At 72.6% G+C, this 9,737-nt stretch carries 10 protein-coding genes; 5 read left to right on the top strand and 5 right to left on the bottom strand.

What is annotated here, in order from left to right; translation table 11 throughout:
• Together LCD31_RS23920 and LCD31_RS23915 are read right to left on the bottom strand one after the other, a co-directional pair.
• Window positions 1–344 (bottom strand): amidase family protein (locus LCD31_RS23920; RefSeq protein ID WP_255623378.1); only part of this gene is annotated, 344 nt, incomplete at its 3' end.
• Window positions 341–1,324, bottom strand: coding sequence for a D-2-hydroxyacid dehydrogenase (locus LCD31_RS23915; RefSeq protein ID WP_224961497.1), 984 nt, complete (start codon window positions 1,322–1,324; stop codon window positions 341–343). The genes LCD31_RS23915 and LCD31_RS23920, both read right to left, overlap by 4 nt.
• A 308-nt stretch (window positions 1,325–1,632) precedes the next feature.
• On the opposite strand from LCD31_RS23915, the gene LCD31_RS23910 reads away from it, so the two are divergent.
• The 4 genes from LCD31_RS23910 (at window position 1,633) to LCD31_RS23895 (ending at window position 4,558) form a co-directional block, all read left to right on the top strand.
• The gene (locus LCD31_RS23910) at window positions 1,633–2,127 is read left to right on the top strand and encodes a DUF3830 family protein (RefSeq protein WP_224961495.1); all 495 of its coding nucleotides are present in this window, start codon (window positions 1,633–1,635) and stop codon (window positions 2,125–2,127) included.
• 14 nt (window positions 2,128–2,141) lie between these two features.
• Window positions 2,142–2,903, top strand: coding sequence for an Asp/Glu racemase (locus LCD31_RS23905; protein ID WP_224961494.1), 762 nt, complete (start codon window positions 2,142–2,144; stop codon window positions 2,901–2,903).
• A 160-nt stretch (window positions 2,904–3,063) separates the two neighbouring features.
• A complete protein-coding gene (locus LCD31_RS23900; RefSeq protein ID WP_224961492.1) occupies window positions 3,064–3,822 on the top strand; it encodes a maleate cis-trans isomerase in 759 nt (252 codons plus the stop codon).
• A 25-nt stretch (window positions 3,823–3,847) separates the two neighbouring features.
• Complete coding sequence (locus LCD31_RS23895; RefSeq protein ID WP_224961489.1) at window positions 3,848–4,558, top strand: GntR family transcriptional regulator; 711 nt, start codon at window positions 3,848–3,850, stop codon at window positions 4,556–4,558.
• 47 nt (window positions 4,559–4,605) lie between these two features.
• Here LCD31_RS23895 and LCD31_RS23890 read toward each other — a convergent pair whose 3' ends face one another.
• From LCD31_RS23890 to LCD31_RS23880, 3 genes are all read right to left on the bottom strand, one after another.
• Window positions 4,606–5,754 carry a glycerol dehydrogenase gene (locus tag LCD31_RS23890; protein ID WP_224961487.1) on the bottom strand — a complete coding sequence of 383 codons (1,149 nt, stop codon included), beginning with the start codon at window positions 5,752–5,754 and terminating at the stop codon, window positions 4,606–4,608.
• Between the two features lie 219 nt (window positions 5,755–5,973).
• Entirely contained in the window at window positions 5,974–6,741 is a 768-nt protein-coding gene (locus tag LCD31_RS23885; RefSeq protein WP_224961485.1) for a DUF3632 domain-containing protein, read from the bottom strand.
• 24 nt (window positions 6,742–6,765) lie between these two features.
• Entirely contained in the window at window positions 6,766–8,259 is a 1,494-nt protein-coding gene (locus LCD31_RS23880; protein ID WP_224961483.1) for an NAD-dependent succinate-semialdehyde dehydrogenase, read from the bottom strand.
• Between the two features lie 104 nt (window positions 8,260–8,363).
• On the opposite strand from LCD31_RS23880, the gene LCD31_RS23875 reads away from it, so the two are divergent.
• Window positions 8,364–9,620, top strand: coding sequence for an aspartate aminotransferase family protein (locus tag LCD31_RS23875; protein WP_224961481.1), 1,257 nt, complete (start codon window positions 8,364–8,366; stop codon window positions 9,618–9,620).
• Window positions 9,621–9,737: the final 117 nt, after the last annotated feature.

The raw sequence follows: 9,737 nt of genomic DNA, 5'->3' as shown, positions 1-9,737 counted from the left end.
GTCCAGGGCTGGTGGGGGTCGATGGTGCGGGAGCCGCGGAGGGTGGGCCAGTCCCGGGTGAGGAAGATGTCCTTGATGGAGGTGGGCACGCCGTCGAGGCGGCCGCGGGGTTCGCCGCGGGCCCAGCGGGTTTCGGCGGCGCGGGCCTGGTCGAGGGCGCGGTCGGCGTCGACGAGGCAGTAGGCGTTGACGGCGGGGTCGGCGTCGGCGATGCGGGTGAGGGTGGCTTCGGTGGCTTCGACGGGGGAGAGCTCCCCGGTGGCGAAGCGTTCGAGCATGTCGGTGGCGGTGAGGTCCGCCGGGGTGGTGGCGTGGGTGGGTGCCGCGTCTGGGGTCGAGGTCATCGGTTCCGCTCCGTTCCGCTGACGTAGCCGCGCTGCTTGTCCACTACGTTGCGCAGTTCGCCGCCGTGGGCGTAGCTGCGCAGGTTGTCCAGGAAGAGTTCCACCAGTTCGGTGGTCCAGCCGATGGTGTCGCCGGACATGTGCGGGGAGATCAGGACGTTGGGCATCTCCCACAGAGGTGAGGTGCTGGGGAGGGGTTCGGTGTCGAAGACGTCGAGGGCGGCGCCGGCGATGGCGCCCGCTTCGAGGGCTTCGACGAGGTCGGGTTGGACGACGAGTTCGCCGCGCCCGACGTTGATCAGGCGTGCGGTGGGCCGGAACCGGGTGAGGACGTCGGCGTCGATGAGCCCGTGGGTCTGCTCGGTCAGGGGTGCGGCGAGCACGACGTAGTCGTAGTCGCCGAGGACGTCGTGGAGCCGGTCGGAGGCGTGCACGGTGCCGAAGTCGGGGTCGCCGGTGCGGGCGACGCGTCCGGCGCCGTGCACGTGGAGTCCGGCGGCGGTGAGCCTGCCTGCGATGGCGCGTCCGATGGGGCCGGTGCCGACGACGAGGGCGGCCTTGCCGGTGATGCGTTCGGTTTCGCGGTGGCGCCATTCGCGGCGATCTTGCAGGCGCACGCTGGTGTGCAGGTCCTTGGCGAAGGCGAGGACGGTGGCCAGGACGTATTCGGCCATGGGTGCGTCGAAGATGCCGCGGGAGTTGGTGAGGGCGACCTGGGAGTCGAGCAGGTCGGGGAACAGCAGCCGGTCGACGCCGGCGCTGGCGGCGTGGACCCAGCGCAGCGCGTCGGCGTGCGCCCAGGTGTCGGCGACGGCGTCGGAGCGGAAGTCCCACACGAACAGCACGTCGGCGCCGGGCAGTGCGGTGGCGAGCTCGTCCTCGGTGGTGGGGCGGAGTTCGGCGGCCGCGGCGATGCGGTCCATGGCCGGTGGCGGGTTGCCACCGTGGAGGACGACGACGGTGGGGGTGTGGTGGGTCATGACCTGCCTTCGCGGTCGTCGGGGTGGGGTGCGCGTCGTCGCGGCGTTCCGGGCGATCGCGCCTGCCTGGCTGCCGATCATGGCCTGGAGTCGATCGTCGTCCGGGGATTGACACGCTAGGAAGCGCTCGTAGGATTGTCAACAATCCGCAGGTACCTCGCTGCGGGGCCGCCACCGGTCGGTGCGCGCGGCCCGCGGGGGAGGTCTTCGGCCCTGGGCAGGGCACGGCGTGACCGGTGGTGGTCGCGAGCCGAGACCGCGGAGACCGATTCCCATCTGCACGTCCCCCTCATGGAACGGAATTCACCATGCCCAGGTACCTGTCGATCACGTTGGAGAAGCGCGGTGTCTCGTGCGTGGCGGAGTTGCTGGACGCCGACGCGCCCCGAACATGCGAGGCCGTGTGGCAGGCGTTGCCGCAGGCGGGCCCGGTGCACCACGCGAAGTACGCGCGCAACGAGATCTACACGATGGTCGAGCGCTTCGCCGCGCGGGAACCGGGTCAGGAGAACCCGACGGTGACGCCGATCCCCGGTGACCTCGTGTACTTCTCCTTCGACAGCGGGATGCTCGACCGCGGGTTCAAGGAGGAGAAGGACCTGCAGGAGCTGCCGGGGGTGATCGACCTGGCGATCTTCTACGGGCGCAACAACCTGCTGCTCAACGGGGACGTGGGCTGGGTGCCGGGCAACGTCTACGGCTCCATCGTGGAGGGCTTGGCGGAGTTCGCGGCGGCCTGCAACGACGTGTGGCGCGCGGGCAGCGTCGGGGAGCGGTTGCGCTACGAACGCCGCTCGGGCTGACGGGGGCCGGACCGATGCCACCGGAGGACCTGCTGGGCGGGCTGCCGGGTCCGGTGCCGCAGCGCGGGGTGGGCGTGGTCGCCCCGTTCGACCTGGCGATGGATCGCGAGTTGTGGCGGTGGACGCCGCCGGAGGTGTCGCTGTACCTGACGCGGACCGCGTTCGTGCCGGTGCCGATGACGGTGGAGATGGCGTCGTTGATCTCCGACGAGGCGGCGGTGCACGCCGCGACGCGCGACCTGCTGACCCCGGAGCCGGAGGTGGTGGCCTACGCGTGCGCGTCGGGCAGTTTCGTCGACGGTGCGGCCGGGGAGCGGAACCTGACCTCGGTGATGCGGGAGGCGGGTGCGCCCGCGGCGGTGACGACCTCGGGTGCGCTGGTGCAGGCGCTGGAGGTGCTCGGGGCGCGGCGGGTGGCGATCGCGACGCCGTACGTGGCGAACGTGACCGAGCGGCTGGTGGGGTTCCTCGGCGAGCACGGTGTCGAGGTGGTCACCAGCGTGGGGCTGGGCCTGCTGGGCCGGATCTGGCAGGTCGGGTACCGGCAGGTGGTGGACATCGTGCGCTCGGCGGACCGCCCGGACGCGGAGGCGATGTTCATCAGCTGCACGAACCTGCCGACCTACGACATCATCGGGCCGCTGGAGCAGGAGCTGGGCAAACCGGTGCTCACGGCGAACCAGGTGACGATGTGGGCGGCGCTGCGGTCGATGGGGTTGCCCGCGGTGGCCCCGCAGCAGCGGCTGGTGCGGGCGTGTGCCGCGCCGGCCGCCTGATCGGCGCCGCTGCGGCGTGTCGATCGAATTACGAAAGCGTTTCTGCCATGTCGGGCGGCCCCGAACCGTGCGGTAACATTGTCGACAATTGACCGCCGGTCCGGTGTCGTTCGCCCGTGGTCCCGTCGGGATCGCGGGGCGATCAAGGAGGGAGCTGCCGGTGTCGACCACCGCGGGAATTCTCTACCCCGGATACAGCGCCGAGGACGACTACCCGGCCCTGCAACGGTTGCTCGGCGAGGACGTCGCGCTGCCGCTGGTGCACACCGAGATGCGCGAGGACGCCCACCGGGTGGACGCGCTGCTCGACGTCGGTTCCGACGAGGTCCTGGCCGACGGTGCCCGCGCGCTGCTGGCCCACGAGGTCGAAGCGGTGATCTGGGCGTGCACCAGCGGCAGCTTCGTCTTCGGCTGGGACGGGGCCCGCGAGCAGGTGGAGAAGTTGCAGGCCGTGACCGGGCTGCCGACCTCCAGCACCTCGTTCGCGTTCGTGCACGCCGCCGCGCGCCTCGGGCTGCGGCGTGTGGCGGTCGCCGCGACCTACCCGGCCGACGACGCCGACCGGTTCGCGGCGTTCCTGGCGCACGGCAGCATCGAGGTCACCCGGCTCTCCAGCCGCGGCATCGTCACCGCCGCCGAGGTCGGCACGCTGGGCCGGGAGCAGGTGCTGGAGTTCGCCGCGGCCAACGACGATCCACCCGCGCAGGCACTGCTGATGCCGGACACGGCGCTGCACACCGCGCAGTGGCTCGACGAGCTCGAAGGGCGCGTGGGCAAGCCGGTGCTGACCGCCAACCAGGTCAGCGCGTGGGAAGTGCTGCGACTGGCCGGGGACACCCGCGCCCGCGAAGGGCTCGGGGCGTTGTTCCGGCAGACCGGTCCGGCGGACGGGCCGCTCGGGGGAGCGGGCCCGCACTAGCGGAGGCGATGAGGAGATGGTGTCGGTGCTCGGAGTCGACGAGCAGAACCAGCACGGCGAGTTAGAGCCGGTGCAGCGCAAGTCCACCGCGGCGATCGTGGCCGACCAGCTGCGCTCGGCGATCATGTACGGGTCGTTGCCGCCGGGCAGCCAGATGGGCGAGGCGGAACTGGCGTCCCGGCTCGGGGTCAGCCGCGGCCCGCTGCGGGAGGCGATGCAGCGGCTGGTGCAGGAAGGGCTGCTGCACAGCGAACCGCACCGCGGGTTGTTCGTGACGACGCTGGACGCCGACGACGTCGCCGACATCTACCTGGCGCGGCTGGCGGTGGAGCGCGCGGCGTGCGAGCGGATCGTGCGCCACCACCGGGTGGAGGCGGTCGCGGAGCTGACCGCCGCGCAGGCCCGCATCGTCTCGGCCGCGGGCCTGGGTGATGCGATCGAGCTCTCCGACGCCGACCAGGAGTTCCACGAAACCCTGGTGCGGGTCTCGGGCAGCCCCCGGTTGCAGCGGATGGCGCAGACGCTGCTGGTGGAGAAGCGGATGTGCCTGACGGCGTTGCAGGACAAGTACACCGCGGACCCGCAGACCCTCGTCGACGAGCACGCGGGCCTGGTGGATGCGATCGAGTCCGGCGACGAGGCGCTGCTGCTGGCGAGGCTGGAGGCGCACATGAACGACGCGCTGGAGCGGCTCAACGCCTTCGCCCCGCTGCTGTCGGAGTCCGACGCGAGCTGACCGGCCGGCGCCGGGCCGCGGTGGGGCGGCCCGGCGCGGAAGACAGGTCAGTGCGCGGGCGCGACCGGTTCGGGCAGGCCCGCTTCGGCGCGCACCGCGCGGCCGGTGACCTCCACGGCCTTCAGCGCGTCCACGACGGCGTCCGCGGTCACCGGGAACGGCAGGTTGTGGATCGTCTCGTCCGGGTGGCAGGCCGCTTCGGCCGCGGTGCGCAGCACCGAGTCGTCGGCGTCGCCGAGCCCGGCTTCGGTGAGCGTGGTGGGCAGGCCGACACGGGTGGTGAACTCGACGAAGTCGTGGATCTCGCTGCTCGGGCGGCCTTCCAGGATCAGCTGCGCGATCGACCCGATGTTGACCTTCTGGCCGTGGGCGAGGCCGTGGGTGTGCGGGACGGCGGTGAGCCCGTCGTGGATGGCGTGGGCGGCGGCGAGCCCGCCGGATTCGAAACCGAGCCCGGACAGCAGCGTGTTGGCCTCCACGACCTCTTCCACCGCGGGCGTGACCAGGTGGCGTTCGACGGCGCGCACCGCGGGGATCGCCGATTCGTGCAGGATGTCCCAGGACAGCTGCGCCAGCGCTGCTCCGGCGCGGGTCGCGGCCCCACCGGCCATGGTGGTGGCGTTGGACTGGCGCACGGCGCGGGCTTCGATCCAGGTGGCCAGCGCGTCGCCGATCCCGGCGACGAGGAACCGGGCGGGCGCGTCGGCGACCAGCTGGGTGTCGACGAGGACCAGCGCGGGGTTGCGGTGGTAGAAGCGGTAGGACTCGAAGGAGCCGTCGGCGGTGTAGACGACCGACAGCGCCGAGCAGGGCGCGTCGGTGGAGGCGACGGTGGGGACGCTGACCACGGGCAGCCCGGTGTCGTCGCCGGCGGCCTTGGCGGTGTCGATCGGTGCGCCACCGCCGACTCCGACGATCACGTCGGCGCCCTGGGTGCGGACGGCTTCGGCGACGCGGCCGCTCTCGGCGGCGGTCGGCACTCCGCCGAACCGGTCGAACAGCACCGGCAGCCCGGCTGCGGTGAACGATGCGGTGATCGCGTTCTCGGTCAGCCCGCGCACCACGTCGTCGGCGAGCACCAGCGGGCGGGCACCGAGCTTCGCCACGTAGGAACCCAGCGAGTCCAGGGCGCCGCGGCCCTGCACGTAGCGGCCGGGCGAGATCAGCGTGCGCAGTGCTGCGGACGTGTCGGTCATGGATGGTGCCCTTCCTGCGTTCGACCCGGTGGACCGGGGTTCGCCCCGAGGGGATCGTGTGGTGCCCGCACGCGGCAACCCGCTGCTCCACATGCTGATAACGCGCTACCCGCGACGTGCCGGAGCGGAAACGCCCCGGCGGTGTCGGTGCAGGTCGCGGGTTCGGGCGAGCGTGCCGGGCCGGTCCCCGCGTGATCGGTGTCGCAGTGCGGGGCGGTTTCAGCGCCGCGGCAGGAACGCCAGGGCCCGCCGGGCGTCGGCGGTGCCGAGTTCGGCGAGGCGGGTGCGCCAGAACGCCCACCGCTCGGGGGTGAAGCCGTGGCCGCGGATCCCGCGGTCCCGCGCCAGCGGCCCGAGCCGGTCGGGTCCGCGGTCGTGGTCGGCGTACGTCCGGCGGGTGCGGGCGAACCCGGCCAGCACCGGCCCGCTGTGCTCGGCCCAGCGCAGCACCGCGGCCAGGTCCGCGGGCGGTTCGGGGTGTTCGAGGTGCTCGCGCAGCGCCCACAGGGCGTGCAGGGAGAAGTCGATGCCCGCGGTGGTCAGGCGGGCGGCGAACGCGGCCAGCGGCACGGCACCGGTGGGGTCGGCGTCGCAGGCCTCGCGCAGCTGTGCGCCGAAGCAGGGCAGGTCGGTGAACACCTCCAGCCCCCACACCCGGTCGGCGCCGGGCAGCGGGCCCAGCTCGCGCAGCGCCACCAATAGCGCGACCAGCGCGGGCTGGGTGCCGGGGCGGGTGCGGGCGGTGGTGAGCACCGGCTGCCAGGCGGCCCAGAGGATCTCGGCGGTCGCGTCCTCGCCGAGGCCTGCGGTGCTGGCGCGGCGCACCGGTGCGGCGAAGCGTTCGGCGCAGGCGGTGGGTGGTTCGTCGCCGCGCAGGTGCTCGGCGAGCAGCGCCCGGTAGTGCTCGGCGGCGGTCTCGTGATCCGCCGGGGCGACGCTACCGGCCCCGGACGTGGCGGGGGGGCGCGCGCAGCGCACGCGGGGCACCGGATCCGGTTGCGGAGCAGCGGGTCACAGGCCGCCGATGGCGATGTACTTGGTCTCCAGGAACTCGTCGATGCCGACCTTGCCGCCTTCGCGGCCCAACCCGGAGGCCTTGACCCCGCCGAACGGGGCGGCCGGGTTGCTCACCACGCCCTGGTTGAGGCCGATCATGCCGCTCTCCAGGGCTTCGGAGACGCGCAGCGCCCGGTTGAGGTCGCGGGTGTAGACGTAGGCGACCAGCCCGTACTCGGTGTCGTTGGCCTGGTCGATGGCGCTCTGCTCGTCGGTGAAGGTGCTGATGGGCGCGACCGGCCCGAAGATCTCCTCGCGGGTCATGCGCGCTTGGGCGGGCACGTTCTTGAGGACGGTCGGCGGGTAGAAGTAGCCCTCGCCGTCGTGGCGGGAGCCGCCGACGACGACCTCGGCGCCGTGCCCGACGGCGTCGTTGACGAGTTCGTCGACCTTGCCGAGCTGGGTGGCGTCGATCAGCGGGCCCACCTGCACGTCGTCGGCGACGCCGCGGCCGAGGCGCAGCGACCCCATGCGTTCGGCGAGGCGGCGGGAGAACTCGTCGGCGACGTCGGCGTGCACGTAGAACCGGTTGGCCGCGGTGCAGGCCTCGCCGATGTTGCGCATCTTGGCCTGCATGGCGCCTTCGACGGCGGTGTCGAGGTCGGCGTCGGCGAACACCAGGAACGGGGCGTTGCCGCCGAGTTCCATCGACACGTTGAGGACCTGCTCGGCGGACTGCTCGATGAGCTTGCGGCCCACCGAGGTGGAGCCGGTGAAGGAGAGCTTGCGGGCGCGCCCGTCGCGGATCATCGGTTCCATCACGGCACCGGCGCCGACGGCGGTCACCACGTTGAGCACCCCGTCGGGCAGGCCCGCTTCCTGCAGGATCTCGGCGAGCGCGAGCATCGACAGCGGCGTCTGGTGCGCGGGTTTGATCACCGAGGTGCAGCCGGCGGCGATGGCCGGGCCGATCTTGCGGGTGCCCATGGCCATCGGGAAGTTCCACGGGGTGATCAGCAGGGTGGGGCCGACGGGCTGCTGGGTGACCAGGAAGCGGCCGGTGCCGCTGGGGGCGACGGCGTAGTCGCCGCCGATGCGCACGGCTTCTTCGGCGAACCAGCGGAAGAACTCCGAGGCGTAGGTGATCTCGCCGCGCGCTTCGGGTAGCGGTTTGCCCATTTCCAGGGTCATCAGCAGGGCGAGGTCCTCATGGCGCTGCTGGATGAGCTCGTAAGCGCGGCGCAGGATCTCCCCGCGTTCCCGCGGCGGGTGCTTGGCCCAGGTGGCCTGGGCTTCGTGCGCGGCGGCGAGGGCGGCGATGCCGTCTTCGGGGCTGGCGTCGGCGACCGAGCACAGCGCGCGCCCGGTGGAGGGGTCTTCGACCTGGTAGGTGCGGTCGCCGGTGGCCGCGCGCCACTTGCCGCCGATGAGCAGCTGCTTGGGGGCGGCGTCGACGACGGCGGCCTCTCGGGACTCGGTGCCTGCGGGGGAGCTGCTGGAGGTGCTCATCTCTGTTCTGCGGGCCTTCCGTGTCGGCGGGTGGACATGACGCAGCCGTGATGGTTGCATGTCCCTCGCGATTGTCAACAATCCTACATTGCTTGGAGTCGGACATGGCTGAGCTCTCGCCGGCGTTGAAGCAGGCGACACCAGTGCTGGCCGCCCGCGGGGAGGGCGTCTACCTCTACGACGAGGACGACCGCCGCTACCTCGACTTCACCGCCGGCATCGGCGTCACCAGCACCGGACACTGCCACCCCCGCGTGGTCGAAGCAGCGCAGCGCCAGGTGGGCACTCTGATCCACGGCCAGTACACGACGGTCATGCACCGGCCGCTGCTCCAGCTGACCGAACGCCTCGGCGAGGTGCTGCCCGCCGGGCTGGACCGGATGTTCTACGTCAACTCCGGCAGCGAAGCAGTGGAGGCCTCGGTGCGGCTGGCCCGCCAGGCCACCGGGCGCCAGACCATCGTCGCCTTCCACGGCGGGTTCCACGGCCGCACCATGGGCGCCGGGGCCCTGACCACCTCCGGGATGAAGGTGCGCGCCGGGATCGGGCCGATGATGCCGGGCGTGGCGTTCAGCCCGTTCCCCGAGACCTACCGGCACGGCTGGTCGGAGGCCGAAGCGGTGCGCTTCGCCCTCGCCGAACTCGACCAGCTGCTGCTGACGGTGACCTCCCCGAAGGACACCGCCGCGTTCATCGTCGAGCCCGTCCTCGGCGAAGGCGGCTACATCCCCACGCCCCCGGAATTCCTCGAAGGGCTGCGCGAACGCGCCGACCACCACGGCATCCTGCTCATCGCCGACGAGGTGCAGACCGGTGTCGGGCGCACCGGGAAGTTCTGGGGCCACCAGCACTCCACCATCACACCCGACATCCTGATCACCGCCAAGGGCATCGCCAGCGGCTTCCCCATCTCCGGCATCGCCGCCTCCGCCGAACTGATGGGCAAGGCGTGGCCCGGTTCGCAGGGCGGCACCTACGGCGGCAACGCGGTCGCCGCGGCCGCCGCCCTGGCCACCCTGGACGTGGTGCGCGACGAGCACCTCGTGGACAACTCCGCCGAACAGGGCGCCCGCCTGCAGGAAGGGCTGCGCAAGGTCGCCGCCGAACACCCCGTCATCGGCGAGGTCCGCGGCCGCGGCCTCATGATCGGCAACGAGTTCACCACGCCGGACGGCGCACCCGACACCGCCACCGCCACCCGCGCGCACGCCGCCGCCGCCGAACGGGGCCTGCTGCTGTTGACCTGCGGTCCCGCGGGCAACGTGGTGCGGATGATTCCGCCGCTGATCGTCACCGCCGAACAGGTCGACGACGGCGTCGCCCTGTGGTCGGAGGCGGTGTCGGCGGCCGTCAACGGCTGAGCACCGTCGAGGGGCGGGGGGGGGGGGGGGGGGGGGCCGCCCCCCCCGGGGGGGGGGGGGCGCCGCCCCGCCCCCCCCCGGCCCGCCCCCCCCCCCCCCCCGCGCCGGCGGGCGGGG

This window comes from Saccharopolyspora sp. 6M (genome assembly GCF_020176775.1).
Lineage (GTDB): Bacteria > Actinomycetota > Actinomycetes > Mycobacteriales > Pseudonocardiaceae > Saccharopolyspora_C > Saccharopolyspora_C gregorii.
This window is presented reverse-complemented; position numbering and strand designations above follow the sequence as displayed.